The following is a 13717-nucleotide window of genomic DNA, read 5'->3' on the forward strand; positions in this document are numbered from 1 at the left end:
GCGGGTTGGGGCCGAACGGGGCGTCGGACGCTGTCAGCCGTTGACGGCGGCGTAGAGCAGGGAGTCGCGCCAGACCCCTCGGACGAGGAGGTGGCTGCGCATCCTGCCCTCGAACTCCAGGCCGGTCTTCCGCAGGACGCGCGCCGAGGCGTGGTTGTCGGGGTGGCAGGTGGCGCTGACCCGTCGGAGGCGGAGGTGGTCGAAGCCGAACCGGAGGAGGGACCTGCCCACCTCGGTGGCGTACCCCTGCGACCAGACGTCGGGGTGGAAGACGAAGCCGAATTCGCCTCGCCGGTGCTGGGGGCTGGTGACTCCGATCGACACCGATCCGATGAGCCTGCCGGAGTCGGCTTGGACGGCGGCGAGGTTGAAGGCCGTTCGGTGGGGGTCGGTTTGTTGGGTGGTGACTTCCGCGAGGAAGGCTCGGGTGTCGGCGGGGGTGTTGGGGCCCCAGTCGGTGAAGCGGGTGACGGAGGGGTCGCCTGCGAAGCTGTGGATGGCGGCTTCGTCGGATGGGGTGAAGTCGCGGAGGAGGAGTCTGTCGGTGGTGAGGTGGGTGGTCATGGTGGTCCCCTGGGCCGTCGGGATCGGGTTTTAGGGAGCGAAGCGCCCCCCGCTTTCGCCATTGTCTCTATGGCTTGACGCACCTTGTCAAGACGATAAAGCCATCTTGACAAGCCGCGTCAAGCCAAGAGCGGGCTTCGGATCGGGGGGCGGGGGTAGGTCCGGCTTCGCGGCATCAGGCTGCGCCTGACTCGGGCATCGGGCTGTGCCCGACCCGGGCATCGGGCTTTGCCCGACAGGGCCACGGGCGCTCCGCGCCGGATGGGGGGGGAGCGGCTGCGCCGGTGGTGGGGCTATCGGCTGCGCCGACAGGGCATCCTGGGCTGCGCCTTCGGACTTGGGCATCCCTCGCTCCGCGACGGACTCAAGCATCCGAGCTGCGCCGGACAGGGCATCGGCTGCGCCGACAGGGCATCCGGGCTGCGCCGGATGAAAAGGCTGTGCGGGGCGGGCGTGTTTACCGGTGGTGGCCCAGGACGTTGATGACGCGGCCGTCGGGGTCTCGGACCAGGAAGCGGCGGACGCCCCAGTCCTCGTCCTGCAACGGGTGCAGGACCTCGGCGCCGGTGGTGAGCACGGCGGCGTAGGCCGCGTCGACGTCGTCGACCTCGATGCTCAGATCGGGGTCGACCGGGGCCGTGCGGTCGGCTGTCATGACGCTGATCTGGGCTGTCGGAGTGGTCGGTGACGCGAGGGTGGCGATCCAGCCGTGGTTCATGACCTCCTCGAAGCCCAGCAGGCCGTAGAACTCGCGGTGGGAGTTCAGGTCCTGGGACTTGAGGTTGGGCACGACGCGGCGGACGGCCATGGTCGTTCTCCCTGCGGGCTAGTGGATGCGGCCCCTGAGCATGACCATCTTCGGGTGGCGCAGTGCGGCGAGGTCGGTGCGGGGGTCGTCGGAGTAGACGACGATGTCCGCGGCCGAGCCCTCGGTGAGGCTGGGGTAGCCGAGCCAGTCGCGGGCCGCCCAGGAGGCGGCTGCGATGGCCTGGGTGGTGGTCATGCCGACGCGGTGGAGGGCCTCGATCTCGTCGACGATGAGGCCGTGGGCGATGCCGCCGCCGGCATCCGTGCCCGCGTAGACCGGGATGCCCGCCTCGATCGCCTTGGCCACGGTCTCGGTCACGCCGGCGTGCAGCGAGCGCATGTGGGTGGCGTAGGCCGGGTACTTGGTGGCCTTGTCGGCGATGCCGGGGAAGGTCTCGACGTTGATGAGGGTCGGGACGAGGGCCGCGCCCGAGGCAGCCATCTGGGCGATGGTGGCGTCGGTGAGGCCGGTGCCGTGCTCGATGCAGTCGATGCCCGCCGCGAGCAGTCCCGGCAGCGCGTCCTCGCCGAAGACGTGGGCGGTGACGCGGGCGCCGTTCTCATGGGCGACCTTGATCGCCTCGGTGAGGACGTCGTCGGACCACAGCGGGGCGAGGTCGCCCTGGGAGCGGTCGATCCAGTCGCCGACGAGCTTGACCCAGCCGTCGCCGTAGGCCGCCTGTTCGGCCACGGCGGCGGGGAGGTCGGCGGGGTCCTCGACGTCGATGCCGAGGTACGGGATGTAGCGCTTGGGGCGCACGAGGTGCCTGCCCGCGCGGATGATGCGGGGCAGGTCGAGGCGCTCCTGCAACGGGCGCGTGTCGATCGGGGCGCCGCAGTCGCGGATGAGCAGCGTGCCCGTGTCGCGGTCGGTCTCCGCCTGCTGCGCGGCCTCCGGCAGGTCCACCGGGCCCTGGGGGCCCAGACCCACGTGGCAGTGGGCGTCGACCAGGCCCGGCAGCAGGTAGCCGCCGTCGACGACGGTGCGCGCGCCGGGGACCTCGCGGGTCCGGATGCGGCCGTTGACGACCCACAGGTCCTGCTCGACGCCGTCCGGCAGGACGACGCCGCGCAGGTGCAGCCCGCTCATTTGTCGAACTTGAACTTCGACGGGTCGAAGCCGGGGGGCAGGTCGTTCAGACCGCCGAGGCCCGGAGGCAGTTCGGGGACGCCGCCGCCGGGGGGCATGCCCGGCATGCCACCGGGGAACATGCCGGGGAAGCCGCCCTTGATCTTCGGCTGTGTCGGGCCGCGGCTGTTGCCCTTGCCCTTCTTCCCCTTCTTGCCCTTGCGGTTGTTCTTGCCGCCACCGCCGCCCGGCATCCCGAAGCGGCCCGCCATCTGCGACATCATCTTGCGGGCGTCGAAGAAGCGGTTGACGAGGTCGTTGACGTCGCTGACCTTCACACCCGAGCCGTTGGCGATGCGCAGCCTGCGGGACGCGTTGATGATCTTCGGGTCGTCGCGCTCGGCGGGCGTCATGCCGCGGATGATCGCCTGCACGCGGTCGAGGTGCTTCTCGTCCAGCATGGCGAGCTGGTCCTTCATCTGACCGGCGCCGGGCAGCATGCCCAGCAGGTTCGCGATGGGACCCATCTTGCGGATGGCGAGCATCTGCTCCAGGAAGTCCTCCAGCGTCAGCTGGCCGGACCCCATCTTCTGCGCGGCGACCTCCGCCTTCTCCTGGTCGAAGGCCTGCTCGGCCTGCTCGATCAGGGTCAGCATGTCGCCCATGCCGAGGATGCGGCCGGCCATCCGGTCCGGGTGGAAGACGTCGAAGTCCTCGAGCTTCTCACCGTTGGACGCGAACAGGATCGGCTGGCCGGTGACCTCGCGGACGCTCAGCGCGGCACCACCGCGGGCGTCGCCGTCGAGCTTGGTCAGCACCACACCGGTGAACCCGACGCCGTCGGCGAACGCCTGCGCGGTGTTGACCGCGTCCTGGCCGATCATCGCGTCGACGACGAACAGGATCTCTTCCGGCTGCACGGCGTCGCGGATGTCCGCGGCCTGCTTCATCAGCTCGGCGTCCACACCGAGGCGGCCCGCGGTGTCGACGATCAGGACGTCGTGCTGCGCGCGCCGGGCCTCTTCGATGCCGCGGCGGGCCACGTCCACGGGGTTGCCGACGCCGTTGCCGGGCTCGGGGGCGTACACGGGCACGCCCGCGCGCTCGCCGACGACCTGGAGCTGGGTCACCGCGTTGGGGCGCTGGAGGTCGCACGCCACGAGCATCGGCGTGTGGCCCTGGGTCTTCAGCCACTTCGCGAGCTTGCCCGCCAGCGTCGTCTTGCCCGCGCCCTGGAGGCCGGCGAGCATGATCACGGTCGGCGGGTTCTTCGCCAGGTTCAGCCTGCGGGTCTCACCGCCGAGGATGCCGACCAGCTCTTCGTTGACGATCTTGATGACCTGCTGGGCCGGGTTCAGCGCACCGGAGACCTCCGCGCCCTTGGCGCGCTCCTTGATCTTCGCGATGAACGTCCGCACCACGAGCAGCGCGACGTCGGCCTCGAGCAGCGCCACCCTGATCTCGCGGCAGGTGGCGTCGATGTCGGCCTCGGAGAGCCGCCCCTTGCCCCGCAGGTTCTGCAGGACCGAGGTGAGCCGGTCGGAAAGGGTGTTGAACACGGTGCCGCCAGACCTCGCACGTCGTCGGATAGAGCGCTAGCTCGCATGGCAGCGACTTGCACCCATGCAAGTTCCCAGCGTAGCCGCACCGGATCAGTCGGGTGTCACGGACAGCCGCACCCGGTCCTGCCGGGTCACGACCACCAGCGCGTCCCAGCCCCTCGGCACCCACCCCCCGGCGAACCGCCCGCGCAGCCAGGCCGCGCGCCGGACGTGCCGGGAGAAGGACCTGCCGCGCACCAGGCGACCGCGTTCCACCTGGCCCGCCAGCGCTTCGTCGGCGGTCGCGTCCAGCCAGAGGAACAGCCGGTGGCGGCCGGTCAGCGCGCCGACGGCGACCAGCCCGGCCCTCGTGGTGGGTCTGGTCGACGGCTCGTGCACCACGAGCAGACCGGTGCCGCCGATGGCGAAGACGAGGACGCGCAACCGGTGCACCAGGTGCACCAGCGGTCGGTAGACGCGGTAGGGCAGGCGTTCAGGGAACACGGCGCGCAGCCGGGTCCGCACCTGGTCGGAGTCGAGGACGACAACGGGGGCACCGCCGGAATCCAGGTGCGCCAGCAGGGTGCTCTTGCCGGCCCCCGGCAGACCGGCCAGCACGACGAACGAACGTGGCCGAACCGCTACGGCAGTCATCACCTTCATAGTAGGAGGACGTTCGTCCTACTAGTCCGGTTCACCCGAAAATCTCAGGGCGGCCCGACCCCTCGACGGGCCGCCCCGGTGCGACCCGCCCGTCCGCTCCCCCCGAAACGGCCCCTCGCATCGCAGGACGAAGCCTGCCGCGCCGCGAGGGGCGCCGGGAGCGTGAGCACCCCGATGGGTTGTGCGTAGTCCTACGCGTCTTCAGCGGGAAGCCGCGAGCACCAGCCGTTCGACCTTCTTCCGCAGCGTCGTGTCCAGCCTGCCGTCCTCGGTGGCCAGGCTGAACGAGTCCACGACCGTGCCGCCGAGGGTCGCAACGCGGGCCCACCGGATGTCGACGCCGCACTGCTCCAGCGCGTCGGCCACGTGGTGCAGCAGCCCGATCCGGTCCGCCGCGCGCAGTTCGAGCACGACGGCGCCGGTGGCCTCGTCGTCGAACCACAGCACCTTGGCGGGCGGCGGGTCCTGGGGCGGGCCGCCGTAGTCGCGTTCCTTGGCGGCCAGCTTGTCCGCGAGCGCCAGCGAGCCGTCCACGGCCCTGGAGAGCTGCTCGCGCAGCAGGGACGCGTCGGGCAGCGACCCGAAGCGGGGCGAGACGGTGAAGACGTCGACCACGGCGCCCTCGTGGGCCCGCAGCGTCGCCGTGTGGACTTCCAGCGAGTTCAGCGCCAGCACGCCCGCGGCCCTGGACAGCACGCCCGGCCGGTCCGGCGCGGCCATCGTGACCAGCGCGCCGCCGTCGGTCGGCGTGATCAGCACGTCCGGCTTGCCGGTGGAGGCCACCTTGACCGCCAGGTCCAGCTGCGCCTGGTCGAGCGGCTCCGGGGCGGGCAGCGGGTCGCCCGCCATCGCGGTCCGGCAGCGGCGCACCAGGTCCGCGATCAGCGAGGCCTTCCAGTCCGTCCACACGCCGGGGCCGGTGGCCAGGGAATCGGCCTCCGCCAACGCGTGCAGCAGTTCCAGCAGCACCGGGTCGCCGCCGAGGGTGTCGACGACGCGGTGCACGGTCGCGTCGTCCTCGACGTCGCGGCGGGTCGCGGTGTGCGGCAGCAGCAGGTGGTGGCGGACCATCGCGGCCAGCGTCTCCACGTCCTGCGGCCACAGGCCGAGCCGTTCGCCGATCTGGGTCGCCAGCGCGGCGCCCACCTCGGAGTGGTCGGTCTGCCTGCCCTTGCCGATGTCGTGCACGAGCGCGCCGAGCAGCAGCAGGTCGGGCCGCGACACGGTGGTCGCGAGCCGCGCGGCGTGCGCGGTGGCCTGCACGAGGTGCCGGTCGACGGTCCACATGTGCGCGGCGTCGCGCGGCGGCAGGTCGCGGACGGCGCCCCACTCGGGGAAGAGCCTGCCCCACAGCCCGGTGCGGTCGAGGGCTTCCACGACGTCGATCAGCCCGGCGCCGCTGCCCAGCAGCGCCAGCAGTTCCTCGCGGGCTTCGCGCGGCCACGGCTGGCGCAGTTCCGGGGCGGAGTCGGCGAGCCGGGACAGCGTGCCCGCGGCGATCGGGTGCTTGCTGCGCGCGGCCGCCGTCGCGACCCGCAGCAGCAGCGCGGGGTCGCGGTTGGGCATGGCGTCGCGGGCCAGCGCCACCTCGGTGCCGTGCAGCACCACGCCCTCATCCAGCGGGCGGCGGGCGGGAGAGCGCCGCAACGGGGACCTGGCGAACGCGCCGAGCCCGCGCTTGGGCGCGGCGGCACGGGCGGTGCGCATCGAGACGTCCACCGCGTACACGACCGTGCGGGCGGCCGAGGACAACGCCCTGGCCAGTGCGAACCGGTCGGTGAGGCCGAGCGCGGAGGCGACCTCGTCGCCGTCCTGCGCCCGCAGCACGTCCCTCGGCTTGCGCGCGACGCGGCGCAGTTCGGTGCGCACGTCGAGCAGCAGCCTGCGGGCGTCGTTGACCTCGACCGACGCCCTGTCGGTCAGCTGGGCGACCGACAGCGCGTCCAGCAGCGTGATGTCGCGCAGACCGCCGCGGCCGTGCTTGAGGTCGGGTTCGACGCGGTGCGCGATCTCGCCGCTGCGCGCCCACCGGCGCTGGGCGGACTCGGCCATCTCGTCGAGCCGGGTGCGGACGTTGGAGCGCCACGCCTGGCGCGCGCTCTCCGCGAGTCGTTGGGACACCTCGGGATCGCCCGCCAGGTGGCGGACGTCGAGCAGCCCGAGCGCGGTCCGCAGGTCGCCCGCGGCGACGCGCAGGCCCTCGCCGACGGTGCGCACCGAGTGGTCGAGACCGACGCCGGAGTTCCACAGCGGGTACCAGAGCTTGTCGGCGATCGCGTCGATCCCCTTGTTCCCGTTGTGCACCAGCACCAGGTCGAGGTCGGAGTAGGGCACGAGCTCGCGGCGCCCCAGTCCCCCCACGGCGACCAGCGCCATGCCGGGACCGGTGACGCCCGCGCTCGTGGCGTGCGCGGTCAGCCAGAACTCGTGCAGGTCCACGAGGGCTTCACGGAGGAGTTCGCCGGTGAGCCGCTTGCGGCCGGGAGCCAGCAATCTGTCGCGGGCCTTCACCAGGTCGTCAGCGGTCACGATCTCCGAACCAGAGTTCGCCTCGGCCGAGACGCTGTCCATCAGGCCGCCTTCCCCGTAATCAGCCGGACGGGGCATGCGGATGACGCTCCCGCATGCCCCGTCTCAGACTTGCCCCGTCCCGAACTTCATTGCCTTACAGAGCGTCCGACCCGCGCTCCCCCGTGCGGACTCGGATCACCGTCTCGACCGGCGTGACCCAGACCTTGCCGTCACCGATCTTGCCGGTGCGGGCGGCCTCGACGACCGCGTCCAGGACCTTCTCCACGGCCGCGTCGTCGATCAGGACCTCGATGCGCAGCTTGGGCACGAAGTCGACGGCGTACTCGGCGCCGCGGTAGACCTCGGTGTGGCCCTTCTGCCTGCCGTAGCCCTGGACTTCGCTGACCGTCATGCCGAGCACACCGAGCTGCTCCAGCGAGGCCTTCACGTCGTCGAGGGTGAAGGGCTTGATGATGGCGGTGACGAGCTTCACGACTTGCTCCCCTCGAGAAGCGCGGACGCACCCGCGGCCGCACTGACCTTGCCGGCCCCACGGGAACCGGAGAACCCGCCGAACTCGTACGCGGTCTCCGCGTGCTCGGCCTCGTCGACGCCGCTCACCTCGGCCTCCTCGTCGGTCCGGAAGCCGACCGTGAACTTGACCAGGTAACCGAGGGCCAGGCTCAGGACGAACGAGTACAGCATGACGGCCAGCGCGCCGACGACCTGCCGCCAGAGCTGGTCGACGCCGCCACCGTAGAACAGGCCGTTGACCGCGGCGGGCGCGGCGTCGCTGGCGAAGAAGCCGATCAGGATGGTGCCGGAGAGGCCACCGACCAGGTGCACGCCGACGACGTCGAGCGAGTCGTCGAAGCCGAAGCGGTACTTGAGGCTGACCGCCAGCGCGCAGAGCGCGCCGGTGATCGCGCCGATCGCGATGGCGCCGACCGGGGTGACCGCGGAGCAGGAGGGGGTGATCGCGACCAGGCCCGCGACCACACCGGACGCCGCGCCCAACGTGGTGGCGTGGCCGTCGCGGACCCGCTCCACCAGGAGCCAGGCGAGCATCGCGGCGCACGTGGCGACGGTGGTGTTGATGAAGGTGACGCCCGCGGTGGTGTTCGCGCCGAGCGCGGAACCCGCGTTGAAGCCGAACCAGCCGAACCACAGGAGACCGGCGCCGAGCACGACCAGCGGGAGGCTGTGCGGCTTCATCCGGTCCTTGGGCCAGCCGACGCGCTTGCCCAGCACGATGGCCAGCGCGAGACCGGCGGCACCGGCGTTGATGTGGACGGCCGTGCCACCGGCGAAGTCGATCGCGAGGAGCTTGTTGGCGATCCAGCCACCGGCGCTCGTCACGTTGCCGTCGGCGTCCTTGACGTCGAAGTCGAACACCCAGTGCGCGACCGGGAAGTACACGATCGTGGCCCACAGACCCGCGAACAGCAGCCACGGGCCGAAGCGGGCGCGGTCGGCGATGGCACCCGAGATCAGGGCCACGGTGATGATCGCGAACATCGCCTGGAAGGCGACGAACACGGTCGTCGGAATGGTGCCGAACAACGATTCCTTGCCCAGCAGGCCGTTGAGCCCGAAGGCCTCGAACGGCTTGCCCAGCAGGCCGCCGCCGACGTCGCTGCCGAATGCTGCGGAGTACCCGAACAAGACCCAGAGGACGCCCACGACGCCCATGGCGCCGAGGCTCATCATCATCATGTTGAGCACACTCTTCGAACGGACCATACCTCCGTAGAAGAAGGCAAGTCCCGGTGTCATCAACAGCACCAGTGCGGCACTGGTCAGCACCCAGGCGGTGTCCCCTGTATCCACGTCGACCTCCACTGCATGTCGGTTGCAGGGAGCATCGAAGTGTCCTGTTTCGGCTGGTTGCGCCGAAGGTTTCGCGGAGGTGAACTGTCGACCAGCCGGTGTTACGAGCAGGTTTCGTGCACCGTATCGGACAAGTTACGGTCACGAACCTGGATTTCCGGCCGTGACTGTGCGCTGGATCGATTGATCCCTTCAGGTGGTCATCGTCGTCTCAACCGGGTCGTGAACACCCTCCGGCCACGCGTGGTAACGACGTTTCAGATCTTCGGCCGACCGGGTGATGCGCGGGGCGACCGGACATGGTCGGTCGCCCCGCCGTCGGTCCCAGTCCTAGCGCTGCCAGCCCGGCAGACCCGGCTTCGGACCCGTGGGCGCGGTCTCCGCGGCGGCGACCGACACCTCCGGCTGCGGCTCGACGGCGGCGCACCTGGTGCCGTCGCGCGGGACGGTCAGGTTGATCAGGTACGCGTCCGTCGCGCCCCGCGTGCACTCCGAACGCGTGTAGACCCCGTGGCCCCAGCCCTCGTAGGTGAGCAGGACGGTCTTGTCGCGGCTCTGCTTGTGCGCGTTCGCGGCCCACGCGTACGCGGTGGCCGGGTCGTGCAGGGCGTTCAGCATCAGGATCTTCGGAGCCGTGGTGATGCGCAGGCGGTGTTGCGGGTTGTTGGCCTTGGCCGGGTACCCGACGCACGACGCCACCGCGCGGTGGCCGAGCGCGCTGCCGCGCATGTGCGGAGCGACGCGCTTCGCGTCGGCGACGAGAGCGGCCAGCTCGCGGTTGTCCGCCACCCGGTACTGGTAGTCCTGGCAGAACACGGCCGGGAACGGGTTCCCGGCCGTCTCGTCCGCGAACGCGGACACCGCCGCGGGCGCCGGCGTCGCCGTGTCCAACCGGTCGAGCCAGTCCGCCAGGTAGCTCCAACTCGGCCCGTAGAACACGCTGAACGCCAGCCCGGTGATCTCCTCCGCGGCGACCGGGCGAGTCGGGTCGTCGGGATCGACCAGCTCACCGCGATCCGCCTTGGCGAGCAGGTCGTCCCAGTACGCGGCGACGTCGCGGCCGTGCAGAGCGCACGACTCGGTGCGGTCGCACCACGCCACGAACTCCCGGAACGAGTCCTCGGCGGTCGCGGCCTCGGTGGCGTTGAAGGCCTTCACGTCGAGGCTGTGGTCCATGTTGCTGTCGATCACCATGGCCCGGATGCGGTGGCCGAAGCGCTCGGCGTACTGCTGGCCCATGATCGTGCCGTAGGAGATGCCGTAGTAGTTGATCTTCTGCTCGCCCAGCGACCGCCGGATCGCGTCCATGTCGTTCGTGACGGCGACGGTGTCGGCGTGGTCGAAGATCGGCCCGCTCCGCGCCCGGCAGTCCGCCGCCAACTCCTGGTTGTACGCCTTGAGCCGGTCGAACCCGGCCTGGTCCTCCGGGAACAGCGACGGCGCCGCGTTAAGCAGGTCCAGCGAGCACGTGACGGGCTGACTGCGGGCGACACCGCGCGGGTCGAACCCGATGATGTCGAACCGCTCCTGCACCTCCGCGCTGAACCGCCGGTCCGCCCCGAACGCGGCGTTGACCCCCGACCCGCCCGGCCCACCGGGGTTGATCAGCATGATGCCGATCCGCTTCGCCGGATCCTTCGCCTTCCGACGAGCCACAGCGAGATCGAACTTCTCACCCCGCGGCCTGCTCCAGTCGATCGGCAGGCTCAACTTCCCGCACTCCACCCCCTCCGGCGCTCCGGGATCAGTGCACGGCGCCCACGCGATGGCCCCCACAACCCCTTGCGCCCCAACGTCCTCCTGCCGCGGCGCCGCACCCGCGACCCCCGCCCCGACAAGCAATGCCCCACCAGCGACCACGGCGCCAAGCGCTCGGATCATCGATCGCACAGGTTCCTCCCCGAATCGGTGCGCCCGCCCGGACGACCGGCGGACGCCCCGAGGCTGACAGCGCCCCATCCGAGCGCACAACCAACCGGAGTCGCACAGGACGATCAACCCAGGGGTTGTTGACGACGCACCACTTCATCCGACCAAGACCCCCTACAACAACTCACCGGACACTTGGTCGGCGCAGCCGATGCCCAGTCCGACGCGCAGCGAGGATGCCCTGCCAACGAAGTCGGTTGCCAAATCCAGAGCCAGGTCTGGTCGGCGCAGCCAATGCCCTGTCCAACGCGCAGCGAGGATGCCCTGTCGGGCGCAGCCCGATGCTGGCGAAGCCAGACCCACCCCCTGCCCCCGATCCACAGCGCCCTCCTGCTTGATCCTGCTTGTCAAGGCATCTTTCCCGCCTTGACAAGCAGGATCAAGCATTGAGACAATCGCGCGCACGGGGGCCGGGCTTCACCAGGCGTACCCAACGCACCCGCACCCGCCCTCCCTACCCCCCGCTAACCAACCGCGCATGCCCCTCCGGCAACAACCCCAACCACCGCCGCGTCAACGCCTCATGCCCCCCAGCCGTCAACCCCCCGAACAACCTCATCCTCGCCATCCCCCCATCCGGGAAGATGTCCAACCGCGCGTGCGTGACCTCCACATCCCCCGCCAACCGAAACCGATGCCGCGTATCCGGCTGCAACCGCACCCGCGGCAACAACTCGAACCACTCCTCCGGATCCTTCCGCTCATCACACCCCACCACCGACGCCCACCCAGGCGCGTTCCCCTTGAAATGACTGGTGTCCAACTCCGCCAACGTCACCGTCCCGGCCTCGGCCAGCCTCACCGCCACCCAGTCGTTCCCCAGATCACGACGCCGAGCGGTCTCCCACCCCTCCCCCATCAACGTCGCCTGCCCAGGCGCGATCAGGTTGCTCGGCGAGCTGTAGAACATGTTCGAGCACCCGACGACCGAAGCCCCGTTCTCCAACGCCGCCAGGTCCATCGCCCCCGCCACCAGGAACCGGGGATCCGCCACCGGCTCCCCGAACACCCGCACCCGCGCCACCCCGCCGTCCGGATGCATCGTCAGCCGCACGTGCGTGTACCGGCGCTCGACCGCCACGTCGAAGAAGTGCTTCCGATCCCCCTCCAAAGGCGACTTCGGCACCAGCACCTCCCACTCGGCCAACGCCAACTCCTCCGGCGACGGATACCCCTCCACCGACGTGGCCTCCACCGACCCGTGCGGCGGGAAGTTCCCCGTGAAGAACGCCGTGTCCACGACCACGCCCCGCACCACACCCGGCAACCCGAGCCGGACGACGGCCGAGTCGTTGCCCGCCGACCGCCGCCGCCGCGTCTCCCACCCGTCGTACACCTGACCCTTGTGCCCGAAGGTGTAGGTCGAGTACACGGGCTCGGAAGGCTTGATCAGGTTCTCGCGCTCGGCGAAGAACTCGTCGTTGGCCCACACCACGCTGCCGCCGACCGCGCGGGAAGCCAGGTCGGGAAGCCTTGTCCAGCCGGGCACGTCGGTCATAGGTCTCCTCTGCTCAGCAACCGCCCGAGCGGTTCGGTTCCGGTGATCTCCTGACCGCGCAACCACGTCTGCCGCACGACACCCGCGAGCGGACGCCCGTGGTACGGCGTGACCGGGTTGCGGTGGCGCAGCTTCGCGCGGTCGACGACGAACGCGTCATCCGGCGCGAACACGCAGAAGTCCGCGTCTCCGCCGACCGCGATCCGCCCCTTGCGCGTGAAGCCGACCTGGTCGGCGGGGGCCGACGCCATCCAACGGACGACGTCGGTGAGCGCGTGCCCCCGTTGCCGCGCCTGGGTCCACACGGCGGGCAATCCGAGTTGCAGGCTGGCGATCCCGCCCCACGCGGTGGCGAAGTCGCCCTTCTTCAACTCCGGCGTGCACGGCGAGTGGTCGCTGACGACCAGGTCGATCGTGCCGTCGGCCAACCCCCGCCAGAGCAGCTCCCGGTTGGCCGCCTCGCGGATCGGCGGGCAGCACTTGAACTGCGTCGCGCCGTCCCCGACCTCCTCCGCGGTGAACGTCAGGTAGTGCGGGCAGGTCTCCACGGTGATCCGCACGCCGTCGCGCTTGGCGGCGGCGATGACCGGCAGCGCGCCCGCGTTGGACAGGTGCAGCACGTGCGCCCGCGCGCCGGTCCTCCGAGCGGTCTCGATCACCTGCTCGATCGCGATCGTCTCGGCCGCACCCGGCCTGGAGGCCAGGAACCCGGCGTAGTCCGGTGCCGCGTCGGTGATCGTGTGCGCGTCCTCCGCGTGCACGATCGCCAGCGCGTCGAACGAGGCCAGCTCCTCCAGCGCCGCGCCGAAGTCCGCGGGCTCGACGTGCGGGAACTCGTCCACGCCCGAGTGCACGAGGAAGCACTTGAAGCCGAACACGCCGGCGTCGTGCAGGTCGCGCAGGTCGGGGAGGTTGCCGGGGATGATGCCGCCCCAGAACCCCACGTCGGTGTGCACCCGGCCGCGCGCGGTCTTGCGCTTGACCTCCAGCGCGGCCACGTCGACCGTCGGCGGGAGGCTGTTGAGCGGCATGTCGACGATCGTCGTCACGCCGCCCGCCGCCGCGGCCAGGGTCGCGGTCTCGAAGCCCTCCCACTCGGTGCGGCCGGGGTCGTTGACGTGGACGTGCGTGTCCACGAGTCCGGGCAGCAGCACCTCGTCGTCACCCAGCTCGACGACGCGCGGCCCGTCGAGGTCGGGGGCGACGGCCGTGACGCGGCCGTCGCGGACACCCACCGAGGTCGCGGTCTCACCGTCCGGCGTGACCACTCTGCGAGCGCGGAACACCAGGTCGAAGGTCATGCGG

General features: G+C 70.8%; 11 protein-coding genes. All 11 read right to left on the reverse strand.

Annotated features, from left to right (window positions below):
* Positions 1-33: 33 nt before the first annotated feature.
* The 11 genes from RM788_RS16825 to allB all read right to left on the reverse strand — a co-directional run bounded on the left by RM788_RS16825 (position 34) and on the right by allB (position 13713).
* Positions 34-564, reverse strand: coding sequence for a GNAT family N-acetyltransferase (locus RM788_RS16825; protein ID WP_315932614.1), 531 nt, complete (start codon positions 562-564; stop codon positions 34-36).
* A 457-nt stretch (positions 565-1021) separates the two neighbouring features.
* Positions 1022-1372 carry a VOC family protein gene (locus tag RM788_RS16830; RefSeq protein WP_315932615.1) on the reverse strand — a complete coding sequence of 117 codons (351 nt, stop codon included), beginning with the start codon at positions 1370-1372 and terminating at the stop codon, positions 1022-1024.
* Between the two features lie 18 nt (positions 1373-1390).
* Positions 1391-2461 (reverse strand): amidohydrolase family protein, encoded by a 1071-nt coding sequence (locus tag RM788_RS16835; protein ID WP_315932617.1) that lies wholly within the window; start codon positions 2459-2461, stop codon positions 1391-1393.
* Positions 2458-3999: a signal recognition particle protein gene (gene ffh / locus RM788_RS16840; RefSeq protein ID WP_315932619.1), complete on the reverse strand. Its 1542-nt coding sequence runs from the start codon at positions 3997-3999 to the stop codon at positions 2458-2460. The genes RM788_RS16835 and ffh overlap by 4 nt, the downstream gene beginning before the upstream one ends.
* Before the next feature lie 93 nt (positions 4000-4092).
* Positions 4093-4635, reverse strand: coding sequence for an AAA family ATPase (locus RM788_RS16845; RefSeq protein ID WP_315932620.1), 543 nt, complete (start codon positions 4633-4635; stop codon positions 4093-4095).
* A 210-nt stretch (positions 4636-4845) separates the two neighbouring features.
* Positions 4846-7215: a [protein-PII] uridylyltransferase gene (locus tag RM788_RS16850; protein ID WP_315932621.1), complete on the reverse strand. Its 2370-nt coding sequence runs from the start codon at positions 7213-7215 to the stop codon at positions 4846-4848.
* A 94-nt stretch (positions 7216-7309) separates the two neighbouring features.
* Positions 7310-7648 carry a P-II family nitrogen regulator gene (locus RM788_RS16855; RefSeq protein WP_106188043.1) on the reverse strand — a complete coding sequence of 113 codons (339 nt, stop codon included), beginning with the start codon at positions 7646-7648 and terminating at the stop codon, positions 7310-7312.
* Positions 7645-8985 carry an ammonium transporter gene (locus tag RM788_RS16860; RefSeq protein WP_315932622.1) on the reverse strand — a complete coding sequence of 447 codons (1341 nt, stop codon included), beginning with the start codon at positions 8983-8985 and terminating at the stop codon, positions 7645-7647. The genes RM788_RS16855 and RM788_RS16860 overlap by 4 nt, the downstream gene beginning before the upstream one ends.
* 330 nt (positions 8986-9315) lie before the next feature.
* Complete coding sequence (locus tag RM788_RS16865; protein ID WP_315932624.1) at positions 9316-10695, reverse strand: alpha/beta fold hydrolase; 1380 nt, start codon at positions 10693-10695, stop codon at positions 9316-9318.
* A 673-nt stretch (positions 10696-11368) separates the two neighbouring features.
* Complete coding sequence (gene alc / locus RM788_RS16870) at positions 11369-12412, reverse strand: allantoicase (RefSeq protein ID WP_315932626.1); 1044 nt, start codon at positions 12410-12412, stop codon at positions 11369-11371.
* A complete protein-coding gene (gene allB, locus RM788_RS16875) occupies positions 12409-13713 on the reverse strand; it encodes an allantoinase AllB (RefSeq protein ID WP_315932627.1) in 1305 nt (434 codons plus the stop codon). Before allB ends, alc begins: the two co-directional genes overlap by 4 nt.
* Between the last annotated feature and the right edge of the window lie 4 nt (positions 13714-13717).

The sequence above is a fragment of the Umezawaea sp. Da 62-37 genome, from assembly GCF_032460545.1.
In the GTDB taxonomy this organism is placed as follows: Bacteria; Actinomycetota; Actinomycetes; order Mycobacteriales; family Pseudonocardiaceae; genus Umezawaea.